The organism is Deinococcus yavapaiensis KR-236, from assembly GCF_003217515.1.
Classification (GTDB): Bacteria; Deinococcota; Deinococci; order Deinococcales; family Deinococcaceae; genus Deinococcus_A; species Deinococcus_A yavapaiensis.
On sequence record NZ_QJSX01000005.1, the window covers coordinates 258412 to 272983 of the forward strand.

General features: G+C 65.9%; 13 protein-coding genes. 5 read left to right on the top strand and 8 right to left on the bottom strand.

Annotated elements, in window-relative coordinates; genetic code table 11:
• Nucleotides 1–13 precede the first annotated feature (13 nt).
• From DES52_RS08575 to DES52_RS08585, 3 genes are read left to right on the top strand one after another with little or no spacing between them, the layout of a single operon-like run.
• Nucleotides 14–1003, top strand: a complete 990-nt coding sequence (locus DES52_RS08575; protein ID WP_110886368.1) for an ROK family protein — start codon at nucleotides 14–16, stop codon at nucleotides 1001–1003.
• A complete protein-coding gene (locus tag DES52_RS08580; RefSeq protein ID WP_110886369.1) occupies nucleotides 1000–1593 on the top strand; it encodes a D-sedoheptulose-7-phosphate isomerase in 594 nt (197 codons plus the stop codon). Before DES52_RS08575 ends, DES52_RS08580 begins: the two co-directional genes overlap by 4 nt.
• Nucleotides 1590–4040, top strand: a complete 2451-nt coding sequence (locus DES52_RS08585; protein WP_110886370.1) for an alpha-mannosidase — start codon at nucleotides 1590–1592, stop codon at nucleotides 4038–4040. The genes DES52_RS08580 and DES52_RS08585 overlap by 4 nt, the downstream gene beginning before the upstream one ends.
• Before the next feature lie 84 nt (nucleotides 4041–4124).
• On the opposite strand, the gene DES52_RS08590 is transcribed toward DES52_RS08585, so the two are convergent.
• The 8 genes from DES52_RS08590 to DES52_RS08625 form a co-directional block, all read right to left on the bottom strand.
• Nucleotides 4125–4745 (bottom strand): ferric reductase-like transmembrane domain-containing protein, encoded by a 621-nt coding sequence (locus DES52_RS08590; RefSeq protein ID WP_170130955.1) that lies wholly within the window; start codon nucleotides 4743–4745, stop codon nucleotides 4125–4127.
• Nucleotides 4742–5575, bottom strand: coding sequence for an FAD:protein FMN transferase (locus DES52_RS08595; protein ID WP_110886372.1), 834 nt, complete (start codon nucleotides 5573–5575; stop codon nucleotides 4742–4744). Before DES52_RS08595 ends, DES52_RS08590 begins: the two co-directional genes overlap by 4 nt.
• A gap of 1 nt (nucleotide 5576) precedes the next feature.
• Nucleotides 5577–5879 carry a hypothetical protein gene (locus DES52_RS08600; protein WP_110886373.1) on the bottom strand — a complete coding sequence of 101 codons (303 nt, stop codon included), beginning with the start codon at nucleotides 5877–5879 and terminating at the stop codon, nucleotides 5577–5579.
• Nucleotides 5880–6095: 216 nt separating this feature from the next.
• Nucleotides 6096–6428 (bottom strand): hypothetical protein, encoded by a 333-nt coding sequence (locus DES52_RS08605; protein WP_110886374.1) that lies wholly within the window; start codon nucleotides 6426–6428, stop codon nucleotides 6096–6098.
• 243 nt (nucleotides 6429–6671) lie between these two features.
• The gene (locus DES52_RS08610) at nucleotides 6672–8168 is read right to left on the bottom strand and encodes a sulfatase (protein WP_245900833.1); all 1497 of its coding nucleotides are present in this window, start codon (nucleotides 8166–8168) and stop codon (nucleotides 6672–6674) included.
• Nucleotides 8169–8235: 67 nt separating this feature from the next.
• Complete coding sequence (locus DES52_RS08615; protein ID WP_110886376.1) at nucleotides 8236–9504, bottom strand: ABC transporter substrate-binding protein; 1269 nt, start codon at nucleotides 9502–9504, stop codon at nucleotides 8236–8238.
• Nucleotides 9505–9633: 129 nt separating this feature from the next.
• Entirely contained in the window at nucleotides 9634–10386 is a 753-nt protein-coding gene (nucS, locus tag DES52_RS08620; RefSeq protein ID WP_110886377.1) for an endonuclease NucS, read from the bottom strand.
• A 35-nt stretch (nucleotides 10387–10421) separates the two neighbouring features.
• Nucleotides 10422–11921, bottom strand: a complete 1500-nt coding sequence (locus DES52_RS08625; RefSeq protein ID WP_110886378.1) for a sulfatase family protein — start codon at nucleotides 11919–11921, stop codon at nucleotides 10422–10424.
• Nucleotides 11922–12144: 223 nt separating this feature from the next.
• Here DES52_RS08625 and DES52_RS08630 point away from each other — a divergent pair, with 223 nt between their 5' ends.
• Nucleotides 12145–13149 (top strand): LacI family DNA-binding transcriptional regulator, encoded by a 1005-nt coding sequence (locus tag DES52_RS08630; RefSeq protein WP_110886379.1) that lies wholly within the window; start codon nucleotides 12145–12147, stop codon nucleotides 13147–13149.
• Between the two features lie 121 nt (nucleotides 13150–13270).
• Nucleotides 13271–14518 (top strand): ABC transporter substrate-binding protein, encoded by a 1248-nt coding sequence (locus tag DES52_RS08635; RefSeq protein ID WP_110886380.1) that lies wholly within the window; start codon nucleotides 13271–13273, stop codon nucleotides 14516–14518.
• The last annotated feature ends 54 nt before the right edge of the window (nucleotides 14519–14572 follow it).

The following is a 14572-nucleotide window of genomic DNA, read 5'->3' on the forward strand; positions in this document are numbered from 1 at the left end:
AAAGGAGTCACCAATGCCGTTGCTTTCACCCGAGGCGCCGCCTCGTCACGTTCTCGCCATCGACATCGGCGGCACGAAGCTCGCCGTCGGCATCGTGTCGAGTCGCGGCGAAATCGCCGATTCGGCGCGCACGCCGACGCACGTCGAGTTCGGCCCGGACGTCGTCTTGTCCCGCATCGTCGGCCTCAGCCGTGACTTGCTGCGCCGTCATCCCGTCGCCGTAGACATGATCGGCGTCGGCTGCGGCGGTCCCTTGGACACCGGGCGAGGTCTCGTGAAGAACCCGCCGAATCTGCCCGGCTGGAACGACTACCCGCTCGTGCAGCACCTTCAAGACGCCTTGGGCCTGCGAGTCGCGCTCGACAACGACGCGAACGCCGCCGCCCTCGCCGAATTCCACTTCGGAGCGGGGCGCGGCACGCGCCACATGGTGTACTTCACGATCTCCACGGGCATCGGCGGCGGGTTGATTCTCAACGGCGACCTTTACCGAGGCAAGTTCGGCAACGCGGGCGAAATCGGGCACGTGCAAGTCGAGTACGACGGCGAACCGTGCAACTGCGGCGGTCGCGGTTGCCTGGAGCACTACGCCTCGGGAACCGGCATCGCGCGCCGAGCACGCAAGCTCGCCGAGCGGTATCCGGACTCGCTGCTGAACACCCTCGCCGAGCACTCGGGTGAAATCACCGCGCACACCGTCAAAGCGGCGCTCGAAGCGAACGACTCGGCGACCGTCGACTTTTGGGCCGAGACGATCGAGATGCTGGCGGCCGGTGTCGCGAGCGTCGTCCACGCCTTCGATCCGGAACGCGTCGTGATCGGCGGCGGCATCTCCAAGTTCGGCGACTTGCTGTTCGAACCGCTCCGTTCCAGGGTGAAGGCCCGCACGATGCCGCCCCTCATGGAAGGCGTGGATATCGTGCCCGCCTCGTGCGCCGACGACGTCGGGGTGCTGGGCGCGGCGGCGGTGGCGCTCGGCGGGCAGACGATGGTGGTGTCGTGAGCGCCGCCTCGAACTTGCTGACGTACGTCGAGCGGCACCGCGCGGCGCTCGATCGCCTCGCGGACCTGTCGCCGAACGTGGAGCGAGCCGCGACCCTGTTGTTGGAAGCGCTTCGCGGCGGCGGCAAGTTATTGACGTGCGGCAACGGAGGCAGCGCGGCCGACGCGCAGCACTTCGCCGCCGAGCTCACCGGACGCTACCGACGCGAACGCCGACCGCTGCCCGCCATCGCCCTCACGACGGACTCGAGCGCCTTGACGTGCATCGGCAACGACTACGCCTTCGCCGACGTCTTCTCGCGTCAAGTCGAAGCCCTCGCGGGCGAACGTGACGTCGTCGTCGGCATCACGACGAGCGGCAACTCCGAGAACGTCGTGCGGGCCTTGGCGGCGGCGAAGGCGCGCGGCGCGCGCGCGGTCGCCTTGTGCGGCGAACGCGGCGGTCGCGTCGAGGAATTCGCGGACGTCACCCTCAAAGCCCCGAGCGCCCTCACGGCGCACACGCAGGAAATGCACATCCTGCTGATTCACGTTTTGTGCGAGACGATCGACGACGCCTTCGTCGACGAACGAATCGCGGAGCAGGCATGACCGATACACGACGAGAAGACCACGATTCGACGAGCGCGGCGCCCCGCGCCGTCTTCCACATGATCGGCAACGCCCATATCGACCCGGTGTGGTTGTGGAATTGGCAAGAAGGCTTTCAGGAAGTCAAGGCGACTTACCGATCGGCCCTCGACCGCCTCGCGCAGTTTCCCGAGTTCGTGTTCACGTGCTCGTCGGCCGGACACCTCGCGTGGATCGAAGCGAACGAGCCCGAGATGTTCGACGAGATTCGCGCCCGCGTTCACGAGGGCCGCTGGGTACTCGTGGGCGGCTGGTGGGTACAACCCGACTGCAACCTTCCGAGCGGCGAAGGCTTCGTGCGTCAAGGCCTCTACGGACAGCGCTTCTTCGCGTCACGTTTCGGACGCACGGCGAAGGTCGGTTACAACCCCGACTCGTTCGGACACGCCGGTACCCTGCCGCAAATCCTGCTGAAAAGCGGCCTCACCGCCTACACCTTCATGCGTCCCGGTCCGCACGAGCAAGCCCTGCCAGGGCGGCTCTTTCGCTGGGAAGGCCCCGACGGATCGAGCATCCCGACTTTCCGCATTCCGTACGAGTACTGCACTCCCGGCTCCGACTTGGAGGCGCACGTGCGCAAGTGCCTCACGGAAGTCGAGTCGGCGGACTCGCGCCTCATGGTGTTCTACGGCGTCGGCAACCACGGTGGCGGCCCGACGATCGAGAACTTGAAGTCGTTGGAGCGAATGCAGCGAGACGAGTCGCTGCCGCACCTGCGCTTCTCGGACCCCGAGTCGTACTTTCGCGAAGTGCAGGACGCTCGGATGCCGACGTGGTCGAGCGAGTTGCAGATGCACGCGGTGGGCTGCTACGCGGCCCACTCGGAAGTCAAGCGCCTCAACCGCGCCTCCGAACTCGCGCTCGTGCGCGCCGAGAAGTTCTCGGCGATCGCGCACGCGGTCGCGCGTCTCCCCTACCCGCAGGCCGATTTCGATCGCGCTTGGAAGCGCGTTCTCTTCAACCACTTCCACGACATCCTCGCCGGCACCTCGCTCGAAAGCGCGTACGACGACGCCCGCAACGAGTACGGCGAAGCCCTCGCGACGGCGCAGCACGCGGTGAACGCCGCCGTGCAGCGCCTCTCGTGGCGCGTCTCCATTCCGCACGTCGAAGGCAGCCGTCCCTTCGTGGTGTTCAATCCGCATCCGTGGGCCGCGTCGGTTCCCGTGGAGCACGAGGCGGGCGGATTGCGCGCCGGATTCATCTTGCGCGACGAGCGCGGCGAGCGCGTCGCGAGTCAGACCATCCGCTCGGAAGCGACCGTCAACGGCTGGCGCAGCCGCATCGCGTGGACGGCGACCCTGCCGCCGCTCGGCTACCGCGTCTTCACGGCGTTCAAGGAAGAGCCCGAGACGAACCTTCGGTCCGACGCTTCGGACACGCACGTCGAAAACGACGCCTTTCGCTTGGAAATCGATCCAGAGACGGGCGGCATCGCGCGCTTGCTGCACAAGGCGAGCGACGCGGAGGTCCTGTTCGCGTCCACGAGCGCCGTCGTTCTCCGAGACGACACGGACACGTGGAGCCACGGTGTCACGACGTACGACGACGTCGTCGGACGGTTCGAAGGCGAGTCGAGCCGCCTGATCGAGCACGGCGAGGTTCGCACGGCCATTCGCACGGTGAGCCGCTTCGGAACTTCCACCCTGACGCAGGACGTGCGCGTGTACGAGGGCCTGCCGTACGTCGAGGTGAAAGTCAGGCTCGATTGGCGCGAACGGCACCGCATGCTGAAGTTGAGCTTTCCCGCGAACCTTCACTTTCCCGAGGCGACCTTCGAAGCGCCGTACGGCATCACGAGTCGGCCCACCGACGGACGCGAGCAACCCGGCCAGCGCTGGCTCGACGTCGGCGGCGTGCACCGATCCACCCAGGCGATTCGGGGCCTCGCCGTCATCAACGACGCGAAGTCCAGCTACAGCGTGTCGGGCTCGACGTTGAACGTCACGGTGACGCGCTCGGCGATCTACGCCCACCACGATCCGTACGTGCCCACCGAAGGCGGCGATTACCGCTACCTCGACCAAGGCGAGCAGACGTTCACGTACTGGCTCGTTCCGCACGCCGGAACGTGGCGTGACGCGGGCATCGCGCGCCTCGCCGCCGAACTCACCGAGCGGCCCGTCGTCATCCCGGAGACGTACCACGACGGCCCCCTGCCGCCGAGCGCGAGCTTCGCCGAGGTAGCGCCCGCGAACGTCGCGGTGACGGCGTTGAAGCGCGCCGAAGACGACCGCGGCACGATCGTGCGCCTCGTGGAACTCCACGGCACGCCTTGCACGGCGACCGTCAATCTCGCCTTCTTGAAGCGCGAGCTCAGCGTGAAACTCGGCAAGTTCGAGATCAAAACCCTCCTGATTCCCGACGAGGGCGAACCGCGCGAAGTGAGCTTGACGGAATTGGAGTGACCGCTCCCCGATAAAAGGCCCGCTTTCAGCGGGTCTTTTATCGGGCGACCACGCGGCCGTGCCGTCCGCCCGGCACAATGGGCGCTATCGGCGCTTTTCCCGCTCTTCCACGAAGCGCAACCCGAACGTCCACACCGCCAAGCCGACGGCGAAGGCGTACAACCAGCGCAAGTCGTCCGTTCCGGCGAGCAAGCCGCGCGCCGTGACGGCGGCGAAGGTCGGGTAGGACGCGAGGTGCAAGAGGCGCCACGTGCGCGCCGAGAACTTCGCACGCCACTTCGTCGTCGCCCAGACGAGCGTCAAGCCGTACACGCCGAGGGTGCCGAGTCCGACGGCGAGCGGCGCCAAGGTGGACGCTCCCGGAATCAGGAGGTTGACGAGCGACTGGGGGCTCTGTCGGTCCACGACGAGGGTGAGGCCGTGCAAAACGCCGAGGACGAGGGCCGTCGTGGACAGGAGACCGTGCCAGCCGCCTTGCTGCGCGCGACTCAGCCAGGCGGGAGCGACGCGGCCGCCGAGCAGGGCTCTGAAGGTGACGCCGAGAGACAGCGCGAGGTACGCGACGACGCCGAGCGCGCGGTCGAGGCTCCACGCCAGCGTCTGCGGACCGAGGCGCAGGAAGCACGCGACGAACAGCGCGGCGTACGTGAGAAGCAGTCCCGCGACGAGGGCGTCGTTCGTGCGACGTTCGAGCGAAGTCGTCACGCCGCCGCCTCCCCAGGGCGAAGGGTTCGGCGCAAGACGCGGCCTGACGTGTCGTACGCGACGAGCCAAGCGGGGCCTTCGAGCGGAAAGGCCTTGAGGGCCGCGTCGTCGAGAAAGGCGAGCTTGGCCAGCACTTCGGCGGTCGTGACGCTCGACGCCGCGACGGTAACTTGCACGAGCGGCGAGTCGACGGGGCGGAAGGTGCGCGGGTCGATGAGGTGGTGCCCGCCCACCCACGCGCGCTTCATCAGGCTGCTCGTCGCGATTCCCCACGTGCCCGGCGCGAGCTCCAGGAAGCGCCGCGCTTCCCCGAAGGGATGTTCGATCTCCACGGAGAACGGTTCGCTTCGCCGCGAGAGCAGATCGCCGCCCGCGTTCAACATGGCGTCACCCGAGAGAAAGCGAAAAGCTCGCTCGACGATCCAGCTTTTCGCGGTTCCGCCGAGGTCGAGGCTGACACGCGGCGGCAAGCAGATTTCGCCGAGGTCGCACACGACGCCGCGCGTGGACGGCACGGAAACGGCAAGCCGAACGGGACCTCCGGGCCGTTCGTCGTACCCGGCGGCTTTGAGCGCTTGCAAGACCGTCGGCGTGACGAGACCGTCGGTGAGGCGCGCGACGTGCAGAGCGTGCTGCAAAGCTTCCACGAGCTCGATCGGAGGTCGAGGCAAGACCCCGTCGTCGTTGAGGCGCGTGAGGGGCGATTCGCGAAAGCGCGTCAGGATGTCTTCGAGACGTCGCACTTCCCGCAACGCTTCGGTCGCGCCTTCGCCTTTGATCTCGACGTCCGTGCCGAGGGCGCGCGCCCTCAGGAACGAGGCGAGCGCCATGTCAGCTTCCCCTCGTGCGGCCCGCGCTCGGCAAGTCGGACGTGCCGCCGAGCCACGGGCCCGAGCGGTCGTCCGAGGAGGCGTCGCGGCCCGGGCGGTCTTCGTACCAGCCGGAGTCGTCGTTCGAGTTCCACGCGGATGAGTCGTCGATCGAGCCGGGATCGGCGGGCGCGATTTGCGTGAAGGAGGTGCTTTTGGCGTGCGTGCCGAGCGCGTACACGGTGAGGGTCGTGGAGAGGCTCGCTACGGCGAGCAGCAGCGTCCTGACGGCACCATTCGAGTCGAAGCGGGGGGGCGTGGCCATCTCGGGTCTCCTTCCTTCTGAAGGCAGTGTGGACCCGAGCAGTTAAAAGTCGGTAAACGACTTGCAAGCAACTCGCTTAGAGCTCGCCGCTTGAAGCGAACTTCGAAGAGGGCTGCGGACGCTGGCGCCCAGGCCCGCAGCATTGTGCGTGTCCTCCTGGAAGCGAGCACGGCTCGCTTGCGCCTCTCTAAGAGCGAACCGCGCCGAGGTCGAGGATCACAGCCGCACCACGCGCTTGAAGTAGTACACGCGGATGGTGGTTTTGGACATGCCGCTCGTCACCGTGTCGACGAGTTCCCAGCCCGACAAGCCCAAGCGGTTGAGGAACTGCATTTCCGTCAACTCGGCGGTGCCGCGCGGCATGTTCTTGAGCTTGAGGGTCGTGGCGAGTTGACGGAGGGTGAGGGACGTGAAGCGCTCGCTGAACGGTCCGTTCCACACTTGCAGCGAGCGGGTTCCGCTATAGCTTCGCCACGTCGCGTATTGCCATTTCGTCGCGCTTGCGAAGGACACGAGCATCAACAAGAGCAGGACCGGAAAGCGATTCATGCCTCAGCATCCCCCGAATCAACATCCGTTGTCTACAAATAACTCACGTGGGGCGTTCGTTCGGCAGCACGCGCCTTTCATGCGACCTTCGTCATTTTGTTCTCGGCTTCAGAAGCGTCGGTGCCGTGGCGAGGATGGAGTGCGTATGCGTGCCACCGACCGTACGACGCGGACTCCGGCGATCGTCGGGCGAAGGGAAACAGCGTGGTCGGCGCTTCCTCCTCGAAGTCGAGAACGAAGTTCCTAGAGGCGGAGTCGGGCGTACTGCTCGTCGGGAACGCCGAGGGCGTGCATGTGGACGCGCAGACGGTCCTCCAGGCGGCGAAGCTCGGCGGGTTCGGCGGCGGTGAGGTCGCGTTCCTGTAAAGGATCGAGCGCGGTGTGGTACAGGAGGTCCGGGCGAGGCGGCCCCAGGTGCGTCACGTCGTACGCGCGCACGGGCATCTTCCAGTGGGGAGTGGTGACGCCGGGAATAAAGCGGCCCGCTTCGAGGTCCGGGAATTCGGTCGGGCGCTGTCTCCGCGCTCCGGTACTGCGCGCGTCGAGATGCCCGACTTGCAAGGAGTACCAGTGTGGAGGCGCGGCGCTCGGGTCTTGGTCGCGCAGCAACGTCCACGTGCCGTCCGTCACGCCGACGCGTTGATTGGCGTAGCCGTACACGGCGAGGTCGCGGTGCGCGTCGGTCTCGCCGAGAACGAGCGGCAGGAGGCTACGCGAGTGCGCGGAGCGCAGCGGCACGCCGAGCGCGTCGAGGACGGTGGCGTACAAGTCGATGGTCTGGGTGAGGGCGGAAACGCGACGTTGTCGCTGCTCGGGGTGCCAAATCATGAGGGGAACGTGCGTGAGGGTGTTCCACAGCGGGCTCATCGGTTTGCCGATTCGGTCGTGCTCGCCGAGGTAGTGGCCGTGATCGGTGGAAAGGATGACGCAGGTATCTCGCCAAAGATCGTGCTTCGAGAGCGCGTCGAAGACGCGCCCCAGCCAAGCGTCCACCATGGTGAGCTTTCCGGCGAATTGAGCGCGCACCCAGTCGATTTCCTCCGAGCTCACGGGGCGCGCTTCGTCGTTCGTGCGGCCGTAAGGCGGCCAGGGATTGAAGCGCGTCGGATCGGCGTCCGTGTACAACGAGCGGTACGGCTCGGGAATGTGGAAGGGCTCGTGGACGTCGAAGGAGTCGACGTGCAGGTAGAAGCGTTCATGCGCGTGGTTCTCGTCGATCCAGCGCGCGGCGGCGCTCATGACCCTCGGGCCGAAGAAGTCGGCCTCGCTCCCGAAGTCCGCGACGTTGCGAAGGTAGATTCGGCCGCCTTCGCCGTGCCGTTCGATCATCTTCGTCGCCCAGTCGGGCGTGTCCGAAAGGGGTTGCGTGCGCCAGTTGTCGTGCTCGTGGCCTCGCACGAATTCGTACCCGTCGAAGTCGTGGTGGTAGGAGTGCGCGCCCCACTCGAAGAAGTGGTAGTGGTCCGTGACGAGCGACGTGACGACGCCCGCGCGGTTGACGAGGTACGCGACGGGTTCGTCCCACGGTTCGAGCGGTCCCCAACCGCGCCACCAGAATTCCTCGACGCCCGCCCAGATTTCACGCCGGGCGGGCATGCACGGCAGCGAACCGGTGTAGTGCGCGTCGAAGATCACGGCCCGTTCGGCGAAGGCGTCGATGTTCGGCGTGCGCACCCAACCGCCGTAGGCGGGCAGGAAATGGCGATTGAGCGAGTCGAGTTGAATGACGATGACGTTCAAGGAGGGCCTCCCAAAGGGAATGAAAAATCGGGACCCTTGGAGGGTCCCGATTTCGTGGAGTCGTGGATCAGTTCGCGTCGCGCTTGCCGTCGGCGACCATCTTCTGGATGTCGGTTTGCGCGTCGTCGAGCGCTTCCTTGGCGCTCTTGCCGCGCAGGACGACATCGTCCACGGCCTTGTTGATCGCGTTGCCGTAGCTCGGGGCGAACACGGCGGTCGGCGCGACGAAGGTGTTGCTCATGTTCTGCGCCATCGAGATGAACACGCGGTTGGTGTTCGACGTCAAGGCTGCCTTGGCGCCGGGAATGTCGTTTTGCTCGGCGGTCCAGATGCGCGCGCCTTCCGTGACGAGGAAGCGGGCGAACGCCACGGCTTCCTTCGGGTGCTTCGTGCCGCGCGGGACTTCGATGTTGAAGCCGCCGCCCCACGAGGAGGCCGGGTGCTGGCTGCCGTCGGGCGTCGGGACGGGAACGAAGCCGTACTGAAGCGAGGGCGCGTTGTTCTTGAGGGCCGTGAGGTAGTTGCCGTTCTTGACGACCATCGGAACCTTGCCGGACATGAACTCGTCTTGCGCGCCGCCACCGAAGGAAGCCTTGAACGCCGCGTAGTTGTTCGAGCCGTAGCGGTCCGTCCACTTCTTGACCCAGTTGAGCGTGCTCACGGCGACGGCGTTGTTCACGCGCGGCACTTCGTAGTCGCTGTCCCAGAACGAGGACTTGGCGTTCATGACCCAGCCTTCGTAGCCGAAGTCACCGAAGAGCGGGTGGAAGCCCATGCGGGTGTAACGGCCCGAGGCGTCCTTCTTGTCGAGCTTGTTGGCGTACTCCCAAAGCTCGTCCCACGTCTTGGGGGGATCGTTGGGGTTGAGACCGACTTCCTTGAACGCGGCCTTGTTGTAGAACAACAGGCGCGTGTCGGTGTTGAACGGCAGGCCGTACTGCTTGCCGTTGTAGGTGCCCGTCGCCCAGAGGTTGGGGTAGAAGCGGTCCTTGATAGAGTTCACGCCGTATTGCGACATGTCGACGATCTGGTTCTTCGACGCGCGCTGCTTGGTCGTGCGAATGTCGATGACGACGACGTCGGGCGCGTTGCCCGCGGCGACGCCCGCGAGGGTCTTGGTGATGATCTGGTCGAAGGGCACGCCCGTGTAACGCACTTGGACGTTGGGGTTGCGCTGGTTCCAGAGGTTGACGATCTTGTCGATCGTCGGGCGACGTTGCGCGCTGAGCCAGTGCGCGGAGAAGTCGAGCGTGATCTTTTGTTGTGCGAGGGCTCCACCGCTGAGCCCGCTCAACCCCATCATCGCGACCGTGACCAGGAAAATCTTCTTACCCATGCAGGTTCCTCCAGTGCCACGTGCTCGTGGCGTTACGAGTTGGCTTTGTGTTTTTTTATTCTATTAAGTAAATCCTCAGCCGTCAAGCGAAGTTCGTGAACACAGGCACGACTTCGTACGAGCGGCTTCTCAGAATAAGGCCCCTTGCATCGCCGCAGGCTCGGATTTCGCGAGGGCCGTCACCTCGACGAATTCCAAACCTTGCCGCGTCAGCGCTTCGCGGGCCGGCGCCGTCACGCTCGGCGCCGCCAAGATGCCGCGCACTTCGCGGTGCGGGACTTGCAGACGCACGGCCGCCACGTACCGCGCGAGCTGATGCACCGCCTCGTGTCCCGCCCGCGCGCGCTTGAGCTCCACGACCACGAGTCGCCCGTCGCGGTCGAGCGCGTAGAGGTCGATGCCGCCCACCCCGACGAGCAATTCGCGGTCGAGCACGGTCAAGCCTTGCTCGATGACGTGCGGCGAGCGGGCGAGCGCTTCTTGCATGTCCTTCTCGCTGCCCGACAGCGTGAAGCCCGCCTCCTCCAACTCGAGGGCGAGCGCGAGGTGCACGTCGTGAAAGGTCACCTTCACGACCTCCTCGGGACTGCGCCGCGAGGCCACGAGGACGCAGCGACCCTCCTCCACGAAGGCCGAGACGTCGTCCGTGCGCGGCTGCCAGTTCACGGGCTTGACGCCGCGCGCCCCGTGGATTTGCAGACTGCCGTCGCACTTCACCATCACGACGTAACAGCCCGCGTCGGCCGTGCTGAGCGCGCGCCCCGCGTATTCGACCTCGCACTCGGCCACGACTTGCACGAGAACGTCGCACGAGCGAACGTGACCGTTGAGGAACGCGGCGAGCGAAACGGGAGTCGGCGAGGAGAGTTGTTCGCGCAGCACGCCTACACAATACGGCAGCGCGCCGCGCCGCGGCTTCACACGCGACTCGGCCGCTCCGAGTGCGGCTCGGAGCGCTCCATGTCCGAAAGCAGCTCGGTCAGCAGGCGCGCCTTGACCTCGGCGAGCGCGGAATCGTCGAAGCGGTTGACGTGCTCCTCGGGATCGTCTTGAAGGTCGTACAGTTCGCCGAACGTCTCGCCGGGGTACACGACGAGCTTGAAGTCGCGCGTGATCCACGCCTTGTAGCGCACTCGGTCGGGCTCCTCCTTGAATTCCACGCGGGCTCCCGCGCGGCCTGGCGCCTCTCCCCTCTCCAGCGTGGCGCGCAAGTCGACGCCGTCGGAGGCGGGCAAGTTCGCGCCGCCGAGGTTCAGCAACGTCGGCGAGAGGTCCACGAGCGACACGACGTCCGATACGCGCCGAGGCGCGAAGAGCTGGGGGCACCACACGATCAAGGGAACGCGCAGCACGGCTTCGTACGCGAGCGGCCCCTTCTGGCCGATGTCGTGATCGCCGAGCATGTCGCCGTGATCGGACGTGAACACCACGACGGTCGGCCGCGCCGAGCGCCGCCGCACGGCGCGCATGATCCGCGCGAATTGCGAATCGAAGAGGTTCACGAGCGAGTAGTACGCGGCGCGCGTGCCTCGGTCTTTCGCCTCGTCGTGAAAGTACGCGCGCCAATCGTGCGCGCCCGCGTTGCCCGCCACCTCGAAGCGGCCTCGGTAGCGGCTCGCGTTGATCGTTCCGGCGCGCAGCATCGCCACGGGTTCGACGACGCCGACGTCCGAAGCGCCGTCGATTCTCGGCGGCAAGTCTGCCTCGTTCACGCGCGCCTCGAAGTCGAAGGGCACCGCGTGCGGATGATGCGGATCTTGAAAGCCGAGGTTGAGAAAGAACGGGCGGTCGTCGTCGCTCGAGTCCAGAAAGGCGAGGGCGCGTTCGAGAATCCAGGCGCCGCTGTGCAGTTCGCTCGCGACGCCCCAGTCGCCCGTCTCGTTCGGATCGGACTCGAAGCGCCGCTCGATGCGGTTGAGCTCGTGTCGCCGCGCCTTGTCGACGCCGCGGCGATCGAGCCAGCGTTGATAATGTCCGGTGACGCCCCACGTGACGTGTCCGGTGGCGAGTTCGGCGGTCTCGAAGCCCACGAAGTCCCGCCACGGCGTGCCGCGTTCGTCGACGGGCGCGCGCTCGGGGCTGGGATCGCTCCACGGATGCCAGTGCGCTTTGCCGACGTGATGGGTGCGGTAGCCCGCCGCCCGCAGTTGCACGCTGAGAAAACGAGACTTGTCGATCGCCGTCGTGCCGATGTTGTATCCCCCGTGCCGCGACGGAAACTGTCCGGTCATGAGCGTGAGCCGTGAAGGGGTGCACACCGGATTGGGGCAGTACGCCCGGTCGAACGCCACGCCTTCGGCCGAGAGTTCGTCGAGGGCGGGCGTCGTCATGAACGGGCTCCCGTTGGCGCCCAGCGCGTCGTAACGCTGCTGATCGGTGGTGACGAGGATGATGTTCGGGCGAAGCGCGGCAGTCATGCGGGCATCTTAAAGGCTGTCCGCTCGCCCGGCCCGCGCCACGCGCGCGAAACGCACGACCTCGAATGCACCGAAAGCGGTTTCAGAACGAAGAAGTGTGAAACCGGTTTCGATTCCCGAAGACACGCGATATTTCACCGTAGACCATGAAATCTTGGCGGCACGTGCAGTGAAACGTATTTGACAGCGCTTTCAAGAAGGTGTACGCTGCCCTGGAGCACGTATGGAAAAGTCTGTGACGCTCGCGCGAGTGGCGCGTGAAGCTGGCGTATCCGCCAGCACGGTTTCTCGCATCCTCAACGGCACGGCGAATGTCCGTGACGAAAAGAAAGAGGCGGTCGAGCGCGTTTTGGCGCGCCTCAACTACCGTCCCAACGTGCTTGCCCGTAGCCTTGCGAGTGGGCGCACCATGAGCGTCGGCGTCCTGACGCAAGACATCTCCAGCCCTTTCTACGGCGACACCTTGCGCGGCATCGAGCAAGGTCTCTCGGGAAGCGGCTACCACCCGATCTTCACGAGCGGCCACTGGCAAGCGCAAGAGGAGCTCGAAGCCGTGGATCTTCTGCTCGCGAGAAAGGTGGACGCCCTGATCGTGCTCGGGGGCGTCCTTCCCGACGAGAAGCTTCGGGAAGTCGCCGCCAAGGTCCCCCTCGTGGCGCTCGGACGTTCGGTGCCCGACCTCGAAAGCCAGTGCCTGCGGCTCGACAACTTCAAAGGCGCCTACCTCGCTACGCAACATCTCGTCGAACTCGGGCACCGAGCGATCGCGCACATCATGGGCGTGCCGTCGCACCGAGACGCGCAAGACCGCCTTGCAGGTTACAAAGCGGCGCTCGCCGACGCCCGCGTCGAATTCGATCCTGATTTGGTGCGCGAAGGCGACTTCATGGAAGCGTCGGGGTTTCTGGCAGCGACGCGCCTCGTGGAGGGCCTGAGAACCTTCAGTGCCATCTTCGTCGCCAACGACCAGATGGCGTACGGCGCGCGCTTGGCGCTGTTTCGCAAGGGACTGCGCGTTCCCGAGGACGTCTCGATCGTCGGTTTCGACGATCTTCCCAGTTCGTCGTTCACGACGCCGCCCCTCACCACGGTCGCTCAACCTACCTACGACATCGGACTCGCCTCCGCCGAATGCGTGCTACGCCTTCTCAACGGCGAAGAGGCCGCCTTGCCTCCCCTCGACGTGCAACTCGTCGTCCGCGAATCCACCACGCGTCGGCGCTCCTGACGCTCCGACTTCGCTTCCCACGGTTTCACTTTTTCTTCCATAGGAGGATCGACTGATATTTGAAAGCGCTTTCAAAAGCCATCCACCCACCCCATCCACCTTCTCTCCCCGGAGGAATCCCATGAAAAAGACCTTGACCGCCCTCACGCTCGCCCTGATCGCCACCGTCGCCGGAGCCCAAGCGAAGAAGACCATCACCGTCGGAGTGTTTCCCGACCTCGACTCGGTCGTGAAGGCCGCATTGCCGGGCTTTCAGAAGAAGTTCCCGAACATCGACGTCAAGCTCGTCGTGCTGCAGTACGCCGACCACCACAACGCCCTCACGACGGCCCTCGCGACCGGCTCGGGCGCCAACGACGTCGTCGCCGTCGACTTCGGTTACGTCGCGCGCTTCGCGGAGGGCGGCGGCCTCGAGGATCTCGCCAAGGCGCCCTACAACGGCTTGTCGTACAAGAGCCGCTTCGTTTCGTACACCTTCCCGCAAGCGACGTTCTCGGGCAAGCTCGTCGCCATGCCGACCGACATCGGCCCCGGCACGATGTACTACCGCAGCGACTTTCTCGCCAAGGCGGGCCTGAAGCCCGGCGACCTCAACAAGAGCTGGGACGCCTACATCGAAAACGGCAAGAAGATCGTCGCCGCCAACCCCGGCTCGTTCCTCATCCCCGACGCCACGGAAGTCTCCGAGATCTACATCCGCACGAACATCCCGGCCGGACAAGGCCTGTACTTCGACGCGAGCAACAAAGTGCTCGTGAGCGCCGACAATCCGCGCTTCATGAACGCCTGCACGCTCGCCAAGCGCGTACGTGACGCCAAGCTCGACGCTCGTGCGGGCGGCGCCTTCTCGCCCGAGTGGACGACCGCCTTCCAAAAGGGCAACCTGGCCACCGAGTTCAGCGGCGCGTGGCTCACCGGCCACATGCAAAACTGGCTCGCGAAGGACTTCTCGGGCAAGTGGAACGTACAGCAACTGCCGAGCGGCGCGTTCGCGTCGTGGGGCGGCTCGTTCTACGCCATTCCCACGCAGAGCAAGAACAAGGCCGAAGCGTGGGAGCTCATCAAGTACCTCACGACCGACAAGGACCAGCAGATCCTCGCGTTCAAGACGACGGGCGCCTTCCCCGCCTTGCGCGCCGCCCAAGACGCGCCGCTGTTCAACGAAGGCGTCGCGTACCTCTCCAACCAAAAGGCCCGCACGCTGTGGCGCACGGCCGCCAACCGCATCAAGCCGCTCGACGTCAACCGCCTCGACCCGATCGCGAGCGAAATCTGGCTGACGCAACTCGGCTCCGTCCTCGACGGCTCCAAGACGTGCCAGCAAGCCCTGACGGAAGCGAACACCCTCATCGCGCGGCGCGCCCGCTGATCTTCGCCGCGCCCGCCCGGGACCTCCGCCCGGGCGGGCGTTTGGCCACCGCTA

Bases quoted from the DNA above. Each gene is read 5' to 3' on its own strand.
- DES52_RS08575 (WP_110886368.1), top strand. From the start codon at position 14: ATGCCGTTGCTTTCACCCGAGGCGCCGCCTCGTCACGTTCTCGCCATC.
- DES52_RS08585 (WP_110886370.1), top strand. From the start codon at position 1,590: ATGACCGATACACGACGAGAAGACCACGATTCGACGAGCGCGGCGCCC.
- DES52_RS08595 (WP_110886372.1), bottom strand. From the start codon at position 5,575: ATGGCGCTCGCCTCGTTCCTGAGGGCGCGCGCCCTCGGCACGGACGTC.
- DES52_RS08600 (WP_110886373.1), bottom strand. From the start codon at position 5,879: ATGGCCACGCCCCCCCGCTTCGACTCGAATGGTGCCGTCAGGACGCTG.
- DES52_RS08605 (WP_110886374.1), bottom strand. From the start codon at position 6,428: ATGAATCGCTTTCCGGTCCTGCTCTTGTTGATGCTCGTGTCCTTCGCA.
- DES52_RS08615 (WP_110886376.1), bottom strand. From the start codon at position 9,504: ATGGGTAAGAAGATTTTCCTGGTCACGGTCGCGATGATGGGGTTGAGC.
- DES52_RS08625 (WP_110886378.1), bottom strand. From the start codon at position 11,921: ATGACTGCCGCGCTTCGCCCGAACATCATCCTCGTCACCACCGATCAG.
- DES52_RS08630 (WP_110886379.1), top strand. From the start codon at position 12,145: ATGGAAAAGTCTGTGACGCTCGCGCGAGTGGCGCGTGAAGCTGGCGTA.
- DES52_RS08635 (WP_110886380.1), top strand. From the start codon at position 13,271: ATGAAAAAGACCTTGACCGCCCTCACGCTCGCCCTGATCGCCACCGTC.